Consider the following 18,359-nt stretch of genomic DNA (forward strand, 5'->3'; position numbering starts at 1 on the left):
GCGCGGCCTTGAACGAGGGCCGCTCCGGCGGCCTCAGGTCCTCAGGAGGCGTCGCAGGGGCCGGCATCCTGCAGGTGGGCGCCGAGCGTCAGGGCCCGGGTGTCGATGCTGGCTCCGGGCCGCGCCTCGCTGGTCGGCGGACGGGTCAGCATGGTGGCCCAGAACAGCCCGGTGGCGACGGCAAGGGCGCAGAGAGTGGTCAGAACACGCATGGCAGGCCTCCGGACGGCCTCGACGGGCCGTGTGGGTCTTTGAGAAGTCGCGTCGCAGCGGGCATGCGGCGGCGATCGCACCGGCGCGCCCGCCCGCGGTCTCGCAGGCCGTCGCGGCCCGCGGTTTTCCAAGTTTCGATTTAGTCGTGCGCAATCGTATGCTGGGGCCGGCGCACCGGAGACCAGCCATCACCTGTCCACCGAAGCAACAGGTCGGCGTGCGAGCGCAACACTTCTTTATTCGTGACAATCGTAGAGACGACAGGGAACTGCGTCATCCCTCATTCGGATGAGAGGCGGGCCGGCACGAGGGTCTCGCCGCCCGACCATCGAGGCCGGCCGAACCAGGACGCGCGTCGATCCCCCTGCAGGTCATCACGGATTCCGCCGTGCGGCCTCGGGATGACGTCGCGCGTGCGAAACCGGTCGTCCGGCAACAAACAGGCTCGAAGCCGCGAGCAGGTGGGGCGGAGGGAAAGCGGCGAACGCCCCCTCCCCTCACTCCGCCGGCTGGTGCCGGCCCGCCTCCGCTTCGCCTCGCGCCGCCGCCGGCAGGCGGCCGCGCCGCAGCGACAGGGCGAGCCGGGTCGCCCCGGTCCCGAGCCGGTCCATGTAGAGGTAGAGCACCGGCGTGATGAACAGGGTGAGGAGCTGCGACACCAGCAGGCCGCCGACCACCGCGACGCCGAGGGGCTGGCGCAGCTCGGCGCTGGCACCGTGGCCGATGGCGATCGGCAGGGTGCCCATCACGGCGGCGGCGGTCGTCATCATGATCGGGCGGAAGCGCAGGGCGCAGGCCTCGCGGATCGCGGCTGCCGGGCTCCAGCCCTGCTCGCGCTGGAGCACCAGGGCAACGTCGATCATCATGATGGCGTTCTTCTTCACGATGCCGATCAGCATCAGCACGCCGATGATCGCGATCACCGAGAGGTCCATCCCGTAGAGCTGGAGCGCGCCGAGCGCCCCGATCGCCGCCGCCGGCAGGCCGGTGAGGATGGTGAGCGGGTGGATGAAGCTCTCGTAGAGGATGCCGAGCACGAGGTAGATGGTGATGACGGCGGCGGCCAGCAGCAGGCCCTGGTTGGCGAGCGCGTCCTGGAACACCTGCGCGGTGCCGGCGAAGGTCGTGGTGATGGTGCCCGGCACCCCGAGCGACTCCTTGATCGCCGCGATGCGGTTCACCGCCTGGCCCAGAGCCACGCCGGGGGCGAGGTCGAACGAGATCGTCACCGCGGGCAGGAGGCCGAGCTGGTTGATCGAGAGCGGGCCCGGCACCCGGGTGATGCCGGCGACGGCCGAGAGCGGCACCAGCTTGCCGCCCGCCGCGCGCAGGCGGATGTCGTCGAGCCTGTCGGCGGTCCAGTTCAGGCGCGGATCGAACTCGGTGATGACCTGGTAGCTGTCGGCGGTGCCGTAGATCGTCGAGACCTGGCGGGTGCCGAAGCCGGTATAGAGGGTCTGGCGGATCTGGTCGGAGGTGATGCCGAGCGCCTGCGCCTTGTCGGTATCGACCGTGACCTTGGCCTGGAGCGCGGCGTTCTGGAGGTCGCTGGTGACGCCCGCGAAGGTGGCGCGGTCCTTGGCCAGGGCTTCGGTCAGCCGCTCGGACCAGCGTTCGAGCCCGGGCCGGTCGAGACCCTGCACGACGTATTGGTACTGGCTCTTCGACTGGCGTCCGCCGAGGCGCAGGTTCTGCACCGGCGTGATGAACGAGGTCAGGCCCGGCACCGCGGCGAGATCCCGGCGCAGCTCCGCGATGGTCTTAGGCAGCGGCGGACGCCGGTCGCGGTCCTTCAATTCGACGAAGAATGAGCCCTGGTTGAGGGTCCCGGAGAAGCCGTTCGAGCCGGCGCGGCTCACCACGTGGGCCACCGCCGGATGGCGGGCGAGGATCACCTCGGCCTCGTGCTGGAGCGCGGTCATCGCGTCGAAGGACACGTCCTGGCCGGCTTCCGTCGCGATCTGGAGCTGGCCGATATCCTCGGACGGGAAGAACCCCTTCGGGATGACGACGAACATCCAGGCGGTGAGCGCCACGCTGGCGAAGAACACCATGAGCACCGCGAAGGGCCAGCGCAGGCAGAGATCGACCCCGCGCTCGTACGAGCCTTGGATCCGGGCGAAGCCGCGCTCGAACAGGTTCTTCTTCTGCCCATGCCCGGCGGCATCGGCCGGCAGGCGGGCGGCCAGCATCGGGGTCAGCGTGAGGGAAATCACCGCCGAGGCCATGATGGCGATCGTCACCACGATCGCGAACTCGTTGAAGATCCGTCCGACGACGCCGCCCATCAGCAGCACCGGGATGAACACCGCGACGAGCGAGATGGTGATCGACAGGATGGTGAAGCCGATCTCGCCCGCGCCCTTCAGCGCCGCCTCGAACGGCTTCATCCCCTCCTCGACGTGCCGGACGATGTTCTCCAGCATCACGATCGCGTCGTCGACGACGAGCCCGACCGCGAGGGTGAGGCCGAGCAGCGAAATGTTGTCGATCGAGTAGCCGAGCAGGTACATCGCCCCGAAGGTGGCGATGATCGAGATCGGCACCGCCACCGACGGGATCAGCGTCGCGGCGAGCCGCCCGAGGAACAGGTAGATCACCGCGACGACGAGCACGATGGTCAGCACCAGCGTGAACTGCACGTCGTGCACCGCCTCGCGGATCGAGACCGAGCGGTCGTTGACGACGTCGATGGTGCCGCTCGATCCCAGTTGCTCCTGGAACTTCGGCAGCATCGCGCGGACGCGATCGACCACGTCGACCGTGTTGGCGTCGGGCTGGCGCTGGACGGCGAGCACCAGGGCGCGGGTGCCGTCCTTCCACGAGGCGATGCGGTTGTTCTCGACCGAATCGATCACCCGGGCGACCTCGCCGAGGCGGACCGGCCGGCCGTTGCGCACCGCCACGATCACGTCGCGGAACCCGTCGGCGTTCATCAGTTGCGTGTTGGTCTGGATGGTGAGGTTCTGGCCTCTCCCCTCGACCACGCCGACCGGGGTCGAGGTGTTGGCGTTCTGGATCGCCGCCTGGACCTCGTCGACGCCGATGCCGCGGGCGGCGAGCACGTTGGGGTCGAGCTGGACCCGGACCGCGAATTTCTGGCTGCCGAAGACCAGCACCTGGCCGACGCCGGTGATGGTGGAGAGCGACGGCGAGATCACCGTCTGGGCGAAGGCATCGAGGGTCGCCAGCGGCGTCGTCTCGCTCGACAGGGCGAGCAGGATCACCGGCGCATCGGCCGGGTTGAGCTTGCGGAAGCTCGGCGGGATCGTCAGCTCGATCGGCAGCCGGCGCAAGGTCCGGGTGATCGCCGCCTGCACGTCGGCGGCGGCCTGGTCGATGTTGCGCGACAGCTCGAACTCGACGGTGATCGAGGTGAAGCCCTGGTAGTTCGTCGCCGAGATCGTGGCGATCGACGGGATGGTGGAGAATTCCTTGATCAGCGGCGTCGCCACCGAGGCGGCCATCGATTCCGGCGAGGCGCCGGGGAGCTGCGCCGTCACCGAGATGGTCGGGAAGTCCACCGTCGGCAGAGCCGCCACCGGCAGGAAGCGGTAGGCGAACAGCCCCGACAGCGTCAGCGCGATCGACAGCAGGATCGTGGCGACGGGCCGGCGGATGAACGGGGCCGAGAGGTTCATCGACTTACTCGATCCGGGTGGGGGCGCCGGGCGCGGCGGAGGCTTGCTCGGCGGAGGCTTGCGCCTCGGTCGCGTCCTGCGGGCGCTCGGTGACCGGCAATCCCGGCCGGACCCGGAACTGGCCCTCGACCACCACCCGCTCGCCGGGCCGCAGGCCCAGGCTCACGGCGGCGCGGCCGTCGCGGGAGGCCATCACCTCGACGGTGCGGCGCTCCGCCGTGCGGTCGGGCCGCACCACCCAGACGAAGCTGCCCTCCTGGCCGGGCTGCACCGCCGCCTGCGGCACCGTCACGGTGCCGGGCCGCCGGCCGAGATCGACCTCGATCCGGACGTACTGGCCGGGCCAGAGCCGGTCGTCCTCGTTCGGGAACAGCGCCCAGGCGGTGACGGTGCCGGACGCCTGGTCGACGCTCGAATCGACGAAGGACAGCCGGCCGACCGCCAGCACCGCCTCGCCGCCGCTGGGATAGACCCGGACCGGCGCCGTGCCGGGCCGCTGCAAGGCCGCCCGCAGCCCGTCGAGGTCGCGCTCGGGCAGCGAGAAGGTGGCGCGCAGGGGCCGCATCTGCGTGATGGTGACGAGGCCGGTGCCGGCGGATTCGTTGCCCTTCACGAGGTTGCCGGTGGTGACCAGCACCCGGCCGAGGCGGCCGGCAATCGGCGCCCGCACGATGGTGTAGTCGAGCCGGACCTTGTCGGCCTCGATCGCGGCCTGCGACGCCGCGACGTTGGCCGCCGCCACCTTGGCCTCGGCGGTCGCCACGTCGAACTGCGCCTGCGAGGCGGAGGAGCGCGAGAGAAGCTCGCCGACGCGGCGGACGTCGTTCTGGGTCCGGACCTGGGTCGCCTGGTCGCGGGCGAGCGCCGCCTCGTCGCGGGCGATCTGGGCGCGGATCTCGCGGTCGTCGAGGCGGTAGAGCACGTCACCGGCCTTCACCACCTGGCCGTCGCGGGCGAGTTGCTCGGTGATGACCCCGTCGATGCGCGGGCGCACCACGACGCTCGCCATCGGCTCGACCCAGCCCACCGCCGAGCGGGTGAGCGCGAGGTCGGTGACGCCCGCCGCCACCGTGGTCACCACCGGGCGGGCGGCGGCCGGGTTCGCCGGGGCCGGGGGAGCGGGCGGCACGTAGGCCACCGGCAGGTGCTCGGGCAGGACCTGCGCGACCGCTGTCGGCAGCGCCCCCCGGGCCGCGCTCCAGGCCGCGCGCGTGTCGCCGCCATGGCGCTGCACGAGCCATCCCGCCCCGGCCGCGACGAGCGCCAGGAGAACGAGGACGAGGCGGATCATCGCGGGGCTCCGTCGGGCTGGGCGTCGGCACTGAGGCCGTGGAGGAAGAAATCGGCGACGGCGGAGGCGGCGGGCGGCCGCCGGCCCGTGCCGTGCACGGCCATGCGGATGCCGCCGAGGAGCATCAGCACCGCGAGGTCGACGTCCGGTACGGAAAGCTCGCCCGCGGCGACGCCGGCGCGCAGGATCTCGGCCAGCGCCCCGCGCAACCCGTCGAACCCCTCGCGGAGGACGCGCCGGCTGCGCTCGCCGAACTCGGCGCCCCGTCCCTCGATCGCGGTCAGCGCCGGCGAGAGCGCGCTGACGCGCTCCAGCACCAGCCCGACCGCCCGCCGCAGGCGTGCGCCGGCATCCCGCTCGGGGATCGCTCCCACGGCATCGCGCAACTCAGCCAGCGTCCAGGCGAGGCCGGCGATGAACAGCGCTTCCTTGGTCGGGAAGTAGCGGTAGAGCGTCGGCTTGGCGACGCCGGCCGCGGCAGCCACCGCGTCCATGTGGACGGCGGCGTAGGGGAGCCCCGAGAACAGCGCCATCCCGGCTTCGAGGATGCGACGGCGGCGCTTCGGATCGAGCGGGCGCTCGGGCTGCGAACGCGCCGCAGGGGAACGATCGACCCCGGGGCGATCGACTTGGCGTGCGGCGTCGCTCATGGAGCCCTAACTGAACTGACGGGTTCAGTTTAGCGGAGCGGAGCGGCGGACTGGCAAGCGTTCGTTTCTGCGACACAACAGCACAACAAGGACGAGCGGCCCGGCAAGCCACGGCCTCCGCGGACCCTCCCCGCTCTGCGGGGAGGGTGCAGGCGCACCCGCCGTGGCTCCCGCACCGAACGACCTTGCGTCGTGTCCCGTGGCGTCAGATCACCGATACAGGCGTCAAACGGATTCTCTGTCGCCGATCAACCGCCGTCCCAACACCCTCCCGGTCACCCCGGAGCCGGGAAAGCGGAGCCCGGACAGGAAGGGTCGCGCAACGCAATCCGGAGGCTCGGTCGATCCAGACGAGCGTGGGCGACACCACGTCATCCTCCCCGTCCGCGGTTCTGGATCCCGGGCTCCGCTTTCGCGGGCCCCGGGATGACCAGGAGGGCGTCAGGCCGGCCGGGGCTTCTCTGGCGATGGCCCGGCCTGCGGCACCCGCCTCACACCAGATGGATCGCGTGCGGCGCGAACAGCCCGATCGCCAGCATCGCGACACCCACGACACCCAGCGCCCCGCCGGCGAAGCCGAGCGCCACGATGCCGGTGATGACCTCGGCCGAGGCGAGCACGATGCCGATCTGGAAGGCAGCGGAGCCGAGCTCGTAATGATGGTAGCGGGCGAGCGCGAGGTCGCGCTTCTCCTCGGCCTTCTTGGCCTTGGCGGCGAGTTCCTTGCGGCCGTCGCCCGAGGCGGGGTCGGATTCCCAGCGGGCCATGGTCTTGGCCCATTCCTCGATCTGCTTCTTGACCGCCTCCGGGGAGGCATTGGGCTCGAGGGCGATCTGCTCCCCGGCCGTCTTCAGCACCGTGCCGCGGATCGTGCGGGCCTGGAAATAGGCCCAGAGATTCGACGATTCGACGTTGGCGCCGAGCGCGTCGGTCTGCGCGCTCTTCGCCAGAGTCTCGCCCAGCGCCAGGAACAGCGCCAGGACCGAAATCATCAGCGCGATCTTCTTGTTGGAGCTGTCCGCCGCCCCGTGACCACCCGACATCGTCGTCCCCCCTCAAAACCCGTCATGATCCTGGCGCCGTGCACCCTGCCCGCCGGAACCCTGCGGCAGGGGCAAGACCAGCCGCGCCCGCCTCGCCCGGCGAAGCGGCGGCGCCCGCGCCTTCATAGCCGGGCCGCGCGGCCGTGCCAGCCCCCGCTTGCGGCTCGGCCGCCGACCGGGCACGCCTGCGCCACGGCCCCGCCCGCGGGCCGACCTCGGAGAGACGCCCGACGATGCCCCATGCCCGCCTGACGAAAGCCCGTCACCTCCTGCCCGTGCTCGCCTGCCTCTCGGCGACCCTCCCCGCCCGGGCCGCGGGGCCGGACTGGCCCGACACCTACCTGTCCCGGGTCGAGGCGACCGCCGTGGTGCAGAGTCTCAACGCCGCCCTGCTGGCGAGCCGCAGCGCCACTGCGACGCTGGAGGGCTGGTGCGCGGCCCACCGCATGGCGGAGGCACCGCGCCTCGTCGCCCGGCTGGACCGGGGCGTCGACACGCCGGCGAGCCCTGAGACCCGCAAGCGCCTCTCGGTCGGGCCCGACGAGCCCCTGCGCTACCGGCGGGTGAAGCTCGCCTGCGGCGACCACGTGCTGTCGGAGGCCGACAACTGGTACGTGCCGTCGCGCCTGACCCCGGAAATGAACCGGGTGCTGGAGACCACCGACACGCCGTTCGGCCGGGCGGTGTCGTCACTCGGCACCACCCGCCAGACTGTCGGCGCCGAGCCGCATTGGCAGCCCCTGCCGGACGGCTGGGACCAGGCGCCGCCCCCGGCCCCGACCTGCGGGCCCTTGGCCGTGCCCGCGCACCTGTTCAGCCACCGGGCGGTCCTGTTCACGGCCGAGCGGCAGCCGTTCTCCGAGGTGGTCGAGACCTATACGCGCGAGGTCCTCGACTTCACCCGCGCGCCGCGCCCGGCGGACCCGGCCTGCCCCAAGGGCTGACAGCGGACCCTCGCCGATCGGGAATCGGGCAGCAGACTTGCATCCTGGGCCGGAACCCGGATGCTCCCGATCTGTATGCTCAGGCCGGACCGGAGGAGGATGACCGACGCGGATGGACACCACCCTGACCCTGATCGACCTCTGCGGCGCGGTCGCGCTGCTGCTCTGGGGCATCCACATGGTGCAGACCGGGGTGCAGCGCGCGCTGGGCCCCCATCTGCGCCGCCTGCTCGGGGTGGCGCTCGGCAACAGGGTGAAGGCGCTCGCGGCGGGCCTCGGGGTCACGGCGCTGCTCCAGAGCAGCACCGCGACCGGCCTGATGGTGGCCTCCTTCGCCGGGGCCGGGCTGGTGGCGGTGGTGCCGGCTCTCGCCGTGATGCTCGGCGCCAATATCGGCACCACGCTGATCGTCCAGGTCCTGTCCTTCGACGTCGCCCGGGTCGCCCCGGTCCTGGTGCTGGTCGGCGTGATCCTGTTCCGCCGCGGGTCGGAGCCGCGCACCCGCGACCTCGGCCGGGCGGCGATCGGCCTCGGGCTGATGCTGATGGCGCTGGCGCGCCTCGTCGAGGTGATCACGCCCTACGAGGACGTGCCGGCCCTGCGGGTGCTGCTCGGGGCCGTCGCGACCGACCGTCTCGTCGCCCTGGTGATCGGCGCGGTGCTCACATGGGCGGCGCATTCAAGCGTGGCCATCGTGCTGCTGGTGATGTCGTTCACGCAAGCCGGGGTGCTGCCGCTCGAGGCCGGGATGGCGTTGGTGCTCGGGGCCAATCTCGGCTCGGCCCTCAACCCGGTGCTGGAGGGCGCGCGCGAGGGCGAGGCGGCGGGGCGCCGGGTGGCGCTCGGCAACCTCCTCACCCGGGCCGTGGGATGCGCAATCGCCCTGCCCTGCCTCGGGCTGATCGGGCCGCCCCTCGTGACCTGGCAGCCCGACCTGTCGCGGGCCGTGGCCGACTTCCACACCGCCTTCAACCTCGCCCTCGCGCTGGTCTTCCTGCCGGCCCTCACCCCCTTCGCGGCCCTGCTGCGCCGGCTGGTGCCGGAGCGGATCGACGCCCACGATCCCGGCCAGCCGCTCCATCTCGACGAGGCCGCCCTGGAGACCCCTCCGGTGGCGCTCGGCGCCGCCGGCCGCGAGGCCCTGCGGATGGCCGACGTACTGGCGGAGATGATGGGCGGGGCCGGCGAGGCGCTGACCGGCGGCGACCGGTCCAAAGTGGCGCAGATCCGCCGCATGGACGACACCCTCGACCGGCTCGACGCCGCCATCAAGGCATATCTCGTCCGTCTCGACCCCGAATCCTTGAGCGAGGACGACGAGCGCCGGATCTCCGCGCTTCTCGCCTTCACCACCCACCTGGAGCATGCCGGCGACATCCTCTCGCGCAACGTGATGACCCATGCGGCCAAGCGGCTGAAGCGCGGGCTGGCCTTCTCGGCGGACGGCAAGGCGGAGGTCGAGGCGCTGCTGGCACGGCTCCAGGCCAATCTCGGCGCGGCCGGCGCCGCCTTCCTGACCGAGGATCCCCGCGCCGCCCGGCGCCTCGCCGACGAGAAGGCGGTGTTCCGCGATCTCGAGGCCCGCTCGACCGAGAGCCATTTCCGCCGCCTGCGCGACGCCGGCGCCGGCCCGGCACCGGCCGAGGCGGCCGCCCTCTCTCCCGACCTCGTGCGCGACCTGAAGCGGGTCAACGACCACCTCGTCGCCGGGGCCGCCTACCCGATCCTGGAGAGCCGCGGCGCCCTGCGGGCGAGCCGGCTCGAAGGGCCGTGAGAGGCGGTCGGCGCGGCGCCGGCGGCGGCTTCATCGATGCGCCGCGGGCTCGCGGTCGGCCCGGTCTCGCCTCGAGACCCAGCAGGCTCCGGCGATATTGGCGCCGGCGAGCCCCATCATCACGAGGAGCGCCGCATCGATCCCATCGGCGGCGATCACGGTGCCGGCGAGGGAGGGAAAGCCGAACAATCCGACGAAGTAGCCGAGCGTGAAAACCTGCGACGCGACGGGGATGGATAATCCACGCGCAGCGGCCAGGCTCACCACCATGGCATTGAGCGTCGAGTACGTCAGGCCGTAGCCGGTCGCGAACAGGACCGTCGCGACGCTATACGTGATCCGGCTGCTCTCGTTGAGGCTCAACAGCCCGATGCCGAGGAATGTCGCACCAAAGAGCGCCAGCGCCAGGCGCGGGAGCGGCAGCTTGCCGAGCAGGGACGCCACCGAGAACCGCAGAACGACCGTGGTGATGGTGAATGCCAAGAAGAAGATGTCGGGGGTCGTCCCGCGCGAGGCGGCGTAGAGGCCCTGGAACATCGACAGGCCTGCGAAGGTGCAGGCAGCCACGCCGATCATCAGCACCGGCGCGATCGTAGGAGCGCGCAGGATGGACAGGATCGACGCACCGGAAAGCGCCACCGCCCGCAGCGGCAATTGCGGCTGAGCGGCCATGCGCGGCCGAATGGCGAGGCATAACGCGGCCGCCACGGCACAGAAGGCGGCGTAACACGCATAGGCACCAGCCGGCGCGCCGACATGGCTCGCGACGGCGCGGCCGAGCGGCGCGGACAGGCCGATGCCCAGCATCTGCGATCCCGACAGGAGCGTCAGCGCCTCCAGGCGCACGCTTGGTCTGAGGCAATGGATGAGTTGGACCGGCGCGAGCACGTAGACGATCGCCCAGCCGAGCCCAAGGAAGAGGCCACCGGCATAGGCGAGCACCAGGCCGCCGGTCCCGATCATGGCGAAGCAGGCCATGGCAGCCGCCATGATCGTCGCCGAGGCGATGATCAATGGCAGGATGCCGGTGCGCTCGGCCAACCGGCCCGCCGCCAGGGAGCCGACGAGGGTCGCCACCGTCCCGATGCTGACGACGTGCCCGGCCGTCGCGGCCGGGTGGCCCACCGCCCGCAGGGCATCGGGCAGCAGAAAGCTCGACCCATAGGCCATCGCGAGCGCGACGGCGGAGGCCAGGTAGGGAGCGAAGAGGCGTGCCGGCAGCCTATCGGCGAGAGCTTCGGCAGGCGTGTCCGGGGCCGTATCGGCTGCGGCGGGGATCGAAAGCGTTTCCGGCCCACAGCGGGAAGTGTTATCTGTCTTCGTCATGAAAAGGAATAACAGATCGGCAAGCGTTATTCAAACGCTCCGCGACGCGATCGCGGCGGCTGGTCCGGGCGCACGCCTGCCGTCCGTGCGGGCACTGGTCACCGAGCATCGCGTGAGCCCGGCGACGGTCGAACGGGCCTTCGCGCAACTCGTCGGCGAAGGCTTGATCGAGCCCCGCCCCGGCCAGGGCACCTTCGTCCGGGAGCGGACGGACGGCGCAGCCGCAAGCGCCGATTTCTCCTGGCAATCGGCGGCACTCGGAGCGGCGCGCGCCGATGGTCGCTCCCTGGGCGCGCTCCTGGCCTTGCCGCCGCCCGGCAGCCTGATCCTGAGCATGGGCTACCTTCCGGCGGACCTTCAGGCCTCGAGCCTGCTGGCGAATGCGCTGCGTCACACGGCCGGACGGCCCGAATTGTGGGACCGCCTGCCGGTCGACGGCCTCGAACCCCTCCGCGCGTGGTTCGCCCGCGAGGTCGGGCGCGGCACGGTCTATTCCCCCCACGACGTGATCGTCTGCGGGGGCGGGCAGGCCGCCATTGCCACGACATTCCGGGCGCTCGTCCCGCCCGGGCATCCGGTCCTCGTCGAGATGCCGACCTATACCGGCGCGATCTCGGCTGCGCGTGCGGCGGGTCTCGAGCTCGTCCCGGTGGGGATGGATGAGAAGGGTGTTCGGCCGGAATTGCTGGCCGACGCCTTCCAGCGGACCGGGGCCCGCGCCTTCTACAGCCAGCCGACCTTCTCCAACCCGGCCGGAACCGTCCTGCCTGCGGAGCGACGGGCCGCCGTTCTCGACATCGCCGCAGAGGCAAGAGCCTTCGTCATCGAGGATGACTGGGCCCGCGATCTCGACCTGACGGGAACCGCCCCCGCACCGCTCGCCGCCGGCGACCGGCACGGCCACGTCGTCTACATCCGCTCCCTCGCCAAATCGGCCGCCCCCGGGTTGCGGGTCGCCGCCGTCATGGCGCGTGGCGCCGCCTCGGCCCGCTTGAAATCAGCGCGCGGCAGCGACGATTTCTTCGTGTCCGGTCCCCTGCAGGCGGCCGCCCTGGCCGTCGTCACGGCGCCCGGCTGGAAACGACACCTCAATGCCGCGCGGGCCGCCCTGATCGAGCGCCGCGACGTGATGGTCGGCGCCTTGCGGGCGGAGCTTCGCGACCATGTGACGTTCCGGGTTCCGGGCGGCGGCATGCATCTGTGGCTCCGGCTGCCGGATCACGTCCCAGACGGCGAGCTGGCCGCCGAGATGGACCGCCGAGGCGTGATCGTCAGCGCGGGTCGGGCGTGGTTCCCGGCCGATCCGGACGGCGCATTCCTGCGGCTCACATTCGGAAGCTCCCCCGCGATCATCCGCGAAGGCATCGAACGGTTGGGCGCTGCCCTTGCGCCGCGTCTCCGAGATCGCGGCCCGCCGTGACGCTGCTTGGCTCCCGCTCCTAAACCCGCCGCCCCTCCACCGAGAACAAGGCCCCCCGTCCAGGATCGAACGTCAGCGCCACCACCTCCCCCGGCACCGGCGCCACGTCCCCGGGCAGCCGCGCGAGGACCCGCTCCTCGCCGCTGGCGATCGTCACCAGGGTATCCGCCCCGAGGGGCTCGACGAGGGAGATCGTGCCGCGGAGCGCCGGGCCGTCGCCGCCGAGGCTCAGGTGCTCCGGCCGGATGCCGAAGGAGGCCCGGCCGGCATGGGCGCTCGGCGTTGGGATGCGCTCGCCGCCCGGCAGGGTGATGGCGCCGTCGGCGACCTCGACCGGGACGAAATTCATCGCCGGCGAGCCGATGAAGCTCGCCACGAAGCGCGAGGCGGGGGCGCGGTAGAGTTCGGACGGGGTGCCGATCTGCTCGATGCGGCCCTCCTTCAGCACCACGATGCGGTCGGCGAGCGTCATCGCCTCGACCTGGTCGTGGGTGACGTAGATCATCGTCGCGCCGAGGCGCTGGTGGAGCTGCTTGATCTCGGCCCGCATGTCGACCCTGAGCTTGGCGTCGAGGTTGGAGAGCGGCTCGTCGAACAGGAAGATCTTGGGGTCGCGGACCATGGCGCGGCCGATGGCGACGCGCTGGCGCTGGCCGCCCGACAGCGCCTTCGGCTTGCGGTCGAGGAGGTGGCCGATCTGGAGAACCTGGGCGACCCGGTCGACCTTGGCGGCGACGGCCTTGCGGTCGATGCCCGCCATCTTGAGGCTGAAGCCGATATTGGCCGCCACGCTCATGTGGGGATAGAGCGCGTAATCCTGGAACACCATCGCGATGTCGCGCTGCCACGGGGCGAGCCCGTTGACCACCCGGCCGTCGATGGCGACCTCGCCCGCCTGGAAGTCCTCGAGCCCGGCGATCATGCGCAGCAGCGTGGACTTGCCGCAGCCCGAGGGGCCGACGAAGACGATGAACTCGCCGGGCGAGACGTCGAAGCTCAGGGACCGGATGACCTCGGCGGCGCCGTAGCGCTTGACGACGTTGCGGATCGAGAGGGCCGGCATCGGAATCATCCCTTCACCGCCCCGGACGACAGGCCCGAGACGAGGTGGCGTTGGACGAGGAGCGCGAGGACGAGGGGCGGCAGCGCGATCATGGTGGCGGCGGCCATCAGGGCGCCCCAGTTGGTGACGCCCTCGCCGATGAAGTTGAACGAGGCGACGATCGCCGTCTTGGTGTCGAACCCCGACAGGGCGAGCGCGAACAGGAAGTAGTTCCAGGTGAAGACGAAGCAGAGGATCGCCGCCACCACCAGGCCCGGCGCGACGAGCGGGAGCGCGATGCGCCCGAGGATCGCGTGCGGGCGGCAGCCGTCCATCTGGGCCGATTCGATCAGCGCCCGCGGCAGGGCGTCGAAATAGGGCAGGAGCGTCCAGAGCGCGACCGGCACGGTGATCGCCCCGTGGGTCAGGATCAGCACCGTGTAGGTGCCGACGAGGTCGACCTGCGAGAACAGGATGAACCACGGCAAAAGGAACAGCGTGCCCGGCGCCATGCGGGCGAACAGCGTCAGCGTCGCCGGCCAGGTGGTGCGGTGCCAGGCGATCGCGAAGGCGGCGGGCGCCCCGAGCACGAGCCCGAGCAGCGTCGCGCCGAGCGCCACCACCAGGCTGTTCCAGGTGTTGTGCAGGAAGTCGGTGCGCAGGAACAGCTCGCGGTAATTGTCGAGCGTCGGGGTGAAGATCAGGCGCGGCGGCAGCGCCATCACGTCGCGGCTGACCTTGAACGAGGACAGGACCATCCAGGCGAGCGGGGCCAGGACCGCGACCAGCATCGCGGCGACCTGGAGGCGGCCGAGGATCCGGCGGGCGGCGGGGGGGGTCATCGGCGGCTCCTCAGTAGCTCACGGCGCGCCGCAGGCGGGCGAAGACCATGACCGTGCACAGGACCACGGCCGACAGGGTCAGCATCGCCGCCGAGGCGTGGCCGAAGCGCGAGAACTCGAAGCCCTGCTGGTAGGCGTACATGTTCATCGTGGTCGAGGCGTTGCCCGGCCCACCCCGGGTGGCGATGAAGACGAGGTCGAAGAAGCGCAGGAGATCAACCGAGCGCAGCACCGCCGCGGTGAGCAGCGTCGGCCCGAGGAGCGGCAGCGTGACGTAGACGAACCGGCGCCAGCCGATCACGCCGTCGACCTCCGCCGCCTCGAACACGCTCGCCGGCAGCGATTGCAGGCCGCCGAGCACGATCAGCCCGACGAACGGCGCCCATTGCCAGGTATCGACCAGCGCCACGCTGAGCAGCACCCAGCGCGGGCTCGCCAGCCACAGGAGCGGCGGCACGCCCACCGTGCCGAGGAGCCAGTTCACGATGCCGACCGACGGATCGAGGAGCACGATCGCCATCATGCCGACCACCACCGGCGGCATCATGAACGGCGTGATGGCGATGGTGCGCACGAGGTGCCGGGCGACCCTGACGCCGTTGAGGACGATGCCGAGCCACGTCCCGAGTGCCAGCTGGAGTGCCAGCGCCGCCCCGTAGAGCACCCAGGTGACCCGGAAGGCGTTGAGGAATTCCGGGTCGCTCGCCAGGTTCAGGTAGTTCTCGATCCCGACGAAGCGCGGCTCGGTCCCGAGCGAGGCGTCCTGGAGCGAGATCCAGGCCGCATAGACCAGCGGGAACACCATCATCAGGACGACGAAGGCCACCGCCGGCCAGACCATCCAGGAGAACGAGATCTTCTGCTGGCCGCTTCGCACCCGCTCGGGTGCGACGGCCAGAGCTTCGCCGGCGATCGTGCTCACGGGCGTCCTCCATCGTGCGGGTTCGAGGCGTTCCGCCTATTGCAGCTTGAGCAGGGCGGCGTCGGCGTCGCAGGCGGCCTGCTGGGGCGTCTTCTGGCCCAGCACCACCTCCTGCGCCGCCCGCCCGATGATCTCGCGGGTCTCCGGCACCCGGTCTGTCGGCGAGGCGTAGTCGCCGGTGCCGCGGCGGCTGATCTCGCTCACCGCGTCGACCCATTGCTGGCGCACCGGCTTCTGGCTCGCCCAGGCGCGCATCCCCTCGCCGGTGAAGACCGAGTTGCGCGAGGGCGCCACGCCGCGATCGACCAGCACCGCCTGCACCTCGGGCGAGGTCGCCCATTGCAGGAAGGTCCAGGACGGCCCCTTGCGGCGGGAATATTCCGAGATCGACAGGCCCCAGCCGAAGCCGATCGGCTGCGACACGCCGCTCGCCCGCCCCTTCGGCAGCACCTTGACGCCGAGATCGTCCTCCCGGCCCGGATACTTCATGATGTTGGAGAACTCGTTCGAGGATTCATGGGTCATGGCGACCTTGCCCTGGCCCAGGAGCTCGACGACCTGCGGGAAGCTGTGGTTGGTGGCCCCGACCGGGCCGAAATCCTTGAGGAGGTCGGTGTAGAGCGTCAGCCCGGCGACCGATTCCGGCCGGCACAGGCCGGGCTTGGTCCCGTCCACCGACTTGAAGCCGCCGCCGCTGTTGAACACGAAGGCGGCCATCGGGTAGGGCACGGCGTTGCGCACGCCGCGGGCGGCCCAGGCGTTGATCGACGGATCGCAGGCCTTGATCGTGCGCGCCGCCTCCAGGATGTCCTCGAGGGAGTCGGGCACGGCGACGTTGCACTTGGCGAAGATGTCCTTGCGCCAGTAGAACAGCGGCCCCTCGACGTTGATCGGCAAGCCGGTGAGCTTGCCCCCGAAGGTCTCGTTGCGGATCAGCCCGGCACCGAAATCCTCGATGCGGAACTCCGGCGCGGTCTGGGCCGGGTCCTTCAGCATCGGCGCGACGTCGGCGTACCAGCCAGCCTTGTTGTAGACCGCACCCTCGCGGATCTTGAGCGAGACGAAGACGTCGATGTCCGAGGACTTGGCCTGCAGCAGCGTGTTGAGGCGGGCGCGCTGAGGATCCTCGTTGAGGATCTCGATGCGCAGCTTGATCCCGGTCTTGTCGGTGAATTGCTGGCCCATGTCCCGGATGGCGTTGCTCCAGGGATGGTTGGTGAGGACGAGGTTGATGGTCTGGCCGTCGTACCGCTTCCAGTCGAACCCCTCGGCGCGGGCCGGGAGGCCGGCCAAGGTGCCGGCCAGGGATCCGGCCAGGGATCCTGCGACGAGGCCCGGCAGGGCGAAGGCACGCCCGCGCGGGCGCCCTGCCTTCCGGGCGGAACGGCCGAGAGCCTTCGCGCGCTGCATCGTCGACATGTTTCCTCCTCGGACCGGCCGGCCGGTTCCCCGTCACGTCTTCGCCGGGCGGCGCCGGGCGTCGGACCAACCGACACCTCCGCACACGCTGCCCGATCACCGCGTGTTGAGAGAACCTTTAGCGATTGACAGACTGACATGTCAATGAGAGACGAGTGACATGAAACAGCGCGACCAAGCCTATGACGCCTTCGTCCAGCATTTGCTGGACGGGCGGCTGGCGCCGGGCTCCTTCGTGACGCAGCGCGAGCTGGTGGCGGTCACCGGCCTGCCGCTCGGCGCCGTCCGCGAGATGATCCCGCGGCTCGAGGCCGACGGGCTGATCACGACCCTGCCGCAGCGCGGGTTGCAGGTGGCCGCGGTCGACCTCCGCCTGGTCCACGAGGCGTTCCAGCTCCGGGAGATCATCGAGACGGCGGCGGTGGCGCATTTCGCCCGCACCGCGCCGGCCGGCCTAGTGGCGGCCCACCGGGCCGCCCACGACCGGATCAGCACGGCGGCGCGGGACGGGGTCACCGAGGCGCTGATCGCCGAGGCGCAGGGAACCGACTGGGGCTTCCACGACGCGATCGTCGCCCATCTCGGCAACGGCCTCGTCTCCGAGATTCACCGGGTCAACCTGATCCGCATCCGGGTCATCATGCAGAGCCGCGTCGCGCTCTCGCCCGAGGTGCTGCCGCCGGCCTTCGCCGAGCACGCGGCGATCCTGGCGGCGGTCGAGGACCGCGACCCCGACGCCGCCGCGGCGGCCCTGCGCCGGCACCTCGAGACCTCGCGCCGCCGGGCGCTCGGCCTCGAGACCGGGCGCGACGCCGACCGGCGCGAGGCACCTGCTTCCCTCGCGATCGACGGGCGCGAGGCGTCCGCATCGCTCAACTCCGCATCGCTCAACAAGGAAGGGCGCGAGGCGCCCTCTCGGAGGACCGCATGACCAACGCCATCACCGGCCTGTGGGTCGCCCTCGCCACGCCGCTCGAAGCAACCGGCGCGGTCGATCACGGCGCCCTCGTGCGCCACGTCCGGTTCCTGACGGAGCGGGGCTGCGACGGCGTGGTGCCGTTCGGCACCACCGGCGAGGGCACCTCGTTCTCCGCTCCCGAGCGCCTCGCGGCGGTCGAGGCTCTGCTCGCCGGCGGCATCCCGGCGGAGCGGATCGGCCTCGGCACCGGCATGCCGGCGATCCCGGACGCCGTGGCACTGACGAAGGCGGCCCTGTCCCTCGGCCTCGCCCACGCCCTGGTGCTGCCGCCCTACTTCTACCGCGACGTGACCGAGGCCGGGCTCGTCGACGCCTTCGCGGCCTATCTCGACGGCGTCGGCGACGACCGCCTGCGGGCGACGCTCTACCACATCCCGCAGACCTCCGGCGTCGCGCTGCCGCCGGCGGCCGTCGCCACCCTGCGGGCGCGCTACGGCCACCTCGTCGCCGGCGTGAAGGACAGCTCCGGCGATTTCAAGCAGTTCCAGGCGTTCCGGGCGGCGGCGCCGGAGGTGGCGGTCTGCGTCGGCAACGAGGCCGATATCGGCCGGGCGCTCGCCGAGGGCGGGGTCGGCACGATCTGCGGCATGGCCAACCTCGTGCCCGACCTGGTCCGGGCGATGTTCACCGATCCCGCCACGGCCGAGGGCCCGATGCGGGCGGCGATTGGCCTGATCCGCGGCCCGTTCGTGCCGGTGCTGAAATCCGCCATGGCCGCGATGACCGGCGAGCCTGCCTTCGGCCGGGTGCGGGCGCCGCTGGTCGCGGCCGAGGCCGGGATCGGCCAGCGCATCGCGGACGAGATCGCGGGCCTCTCCCGCGCCGCGGCGGCCTGAGCGAGAGCGCGTCCCGC

Annotated in this window: 15 protein-coding genes; 5 read left to right on the top strand and 10 right to left on the bottom strand. The window is 71.4% G+C overall.

The window, feature by feature from the left end:
* Positions 1-41: 41 nt before the first annotated feature.
* The 5 genes from FF100_RS37290 to FF100_RS25000 all read right to left on the bottom strand — a co-directional run bounded on the left by FF100_RS37290 (position 42) and on the right by FF100_RS25000 (position 6,838).
* Positions 42-212, bottom strand: a complete 171-nt coding sequence (locus tag FF100_RS37290; RefSeq protein WP_171070321.1) for a hypothetical protein — start codon at positions 210-212, stop codon at positions 42-44.
* Between the two features lie 498 nt (positions 213-710).
* On the bottom strand, positions 711-3,854 hold the full coding sequence (locus FF100_RS24985; RefSeq protein WP_139038483.1) for an efflux RND transporter permease subunit: 3,144 nt from the start codon (positions 3,852-3,854) through the stop codon (positions 711-713).
* A 4-nt stretch (positions 3,855-3,858) separates the two neighbouring features.
* Positions 3,859-5,145: an efflux RND transporter periplasmic adaptor subunit gene (locus FF100_RS24990; RefSeq protein WP_139038484.1), complete on the bottom strand. Its 1,287-nt coding sequence runs from the start codon at positions 5,143-5,145 to the stop codon at positions 3,859-3,861.
* Positions 5,142-5,795 carry a TetR/AcrR family transcriptional regulator gene (locus tag FF100_RS24995; protein WP_246102327.1) on the bottom strand — a complete coding sequence of 218 codons (654 nt, stop codon included), beginning with the start codon at positions 5,793-5,795 and terminating at the stop codon, positions 5,142-5,144. The genes FF100_RS24990 and FF100_RS24995 overlap by 4 nt, the downstream gene beginning before the upstream one ends.
* A gap of 491 nt (positions 5,796-6,286) precedes the next feature.
* A complete protein-coding gene (locus FF100_RS25000; protein ID WP_139038485.1) occupies positions 6,287-6,838 on the bottom strand; it encodes a DUF4337 domain-containing protein in 552 nt (183 codons plus the stop codon).
* Between the two features lie 233 nt (positions 6,839-7,071).
* Here FF100_RS25000 and FF100_RS25005 point away from each other — a divergent pair, with 233 nt between their 5' ends.
* Complete coding sequence (locus FF100_RS25005) at positions 7,072-7,782, top strand: hypothetical protein (protein WP_139038486.1); 711 nt, start codon at positions 7,072-7,074, stop codon at positions 7,780-7,782.
* Positions 7,783-7,894: 112 nt separating this feature from the next.
* On the top strand, positions 7,895-9,556 hold the full coding sequence (locus FF100_RS25010; protein WP_139038487.1) for a Na/Pi cotransporter family protein: 1,662 nt from the start codon (positions 7,895-7,897) through the stop codon (positions 9,554-9,556).
* A 30-nt stretch (positions 9,557-9,586) separates the two neighbouring features.
* Here FF100_RS25010 and FF100_RS25015 read toward each other — a convergent pair whose 3' ends face one another.
* Entirely contained in the window at positions 9,587-10,726 is a 1,140-nt protein-coding gene (locus FF100_RS25015) for an MFS transporter (RefSeq protein ID WP_246102329.1), read from the bottom strand.
* 76 nt (positions 10,727-10,802) lie between these two features.
* Here FF100_RS25015 and FF100_RS25020 point away from each other — a divergent pair, with 76 nt between their 5' ends.
* Complete coding sequence (locus FF100_RS25020; protein WP_246102331.1) at positions 10,803-12,302, top strand: aminotransferase-like domain-containing protein; 1,500 nt, start codon at positions 10,803-10,805, stop codon at positions 12,300-12,302.
* A gap of 19 nt (positions 12,303-12,321) precedes the next feature.
* Here FF100_RS25020 and FF100_RS25025 read toward each other — a convergent pair whose 3' ends face one another.
* From FF100_RS25025 to FF100_RS25040, 4 genes are read right to left on the bottom strand one after another with little or no spacing between them, the layout of a single operon-like run.
* The gene (locus FF100_RS25025; RefSeq protein WP_139038489.1) at positions 12,322-13,365 is read right to left on the bottom strand and encodes an ABC transporter ATP-binding protein; all 1,044 of its coding nucleotides are present in this window, start codon (positions 13,363-13,365) and stop codon (positions 12,322-12,324) included.
* 5 nt (positions 13,366-13,370) lie between these two features.
* The gene (locus FF100_RS25030) at positions 13,371-14,186 is read right to left on the bottom strand and encodes a carbohydrate ABC transporter permease (RefSeq protein ID WP_139038490.1); all 816 of its coding nucleotides are present in this window, start codon (positions 14,184-14,186) and stop codon (positions 13,371-13,373) included.
* 10 nt (positions 14,187-14,196) lie between these two features.
* The gene (locus FF100_RS25035; protein ID WP_246102333.1) at positions 14,197-15,108 is read right to left on the bottom strand and encodes a carbohydrate ABC transporter permease; all 912 of its coding nucleotides are present in this window, start codon (positions 15,106-15,108) and stop codon (positions 14,197-14,199) included.
* Between the two features lie 36 nt (positions 15,109-15,144).
* Positions 15,145-16,527: an ABC transporter substrate-binding protein gene (locus FF100_RS25040; protein ID WP_246102335.1), complete on the bottom strand. Its 1,383-nt coding sequence runs from the start codon at positions 16,525-16,527 to the stop codon at positions 15,145-15,147.
* 160 nt (positions 16,528-16,687) lie between these two features.
* On the opposite strand from FF100_RS25040, the gene FF100_RS25045 reads away from it, so the two are divergent.
* Both FF100_RS25045 and FF100_RS25050 read left to right on the top strand, forming a co-directional pair.
* Positions 16,688-17,458: a GntR family transcriptional regulator gene (locus FF100_RS25045; RefSeq protein WP_139038491.1), complete on the top strand. Its 771-nt coding sequence runs from the start codon at positions 16,688-16,690 to the stop codon at positions 17,456-17,458.
* On the top strand, positions 17,455-18,342 hold the full coding sequence (locus FF100_RS25050; protein WP_139038492.1) for a dihydrodipicolinate synthase family protein: 888 nt from the start codon (positions 17,455-17,457) through the stop codon (positions 18,340-18,342). The genes FF100_RS25045 and FF100_RS25050 overlap by 4 nt, the downstream gene beginning before the upstream one ends.
* Positions 18,343-18,359: the final 17 nt, after the last annotated feature.

The organism is Methylobacterium terricola (genome assembly GCF_006151805.1).
Lineage (GTDB): Bacteria > Pseudomonadota > Alphaproteobacteria > Rhizobiales > Beijerinckiaceae > Methylobacterium > Methylobacterium terricola.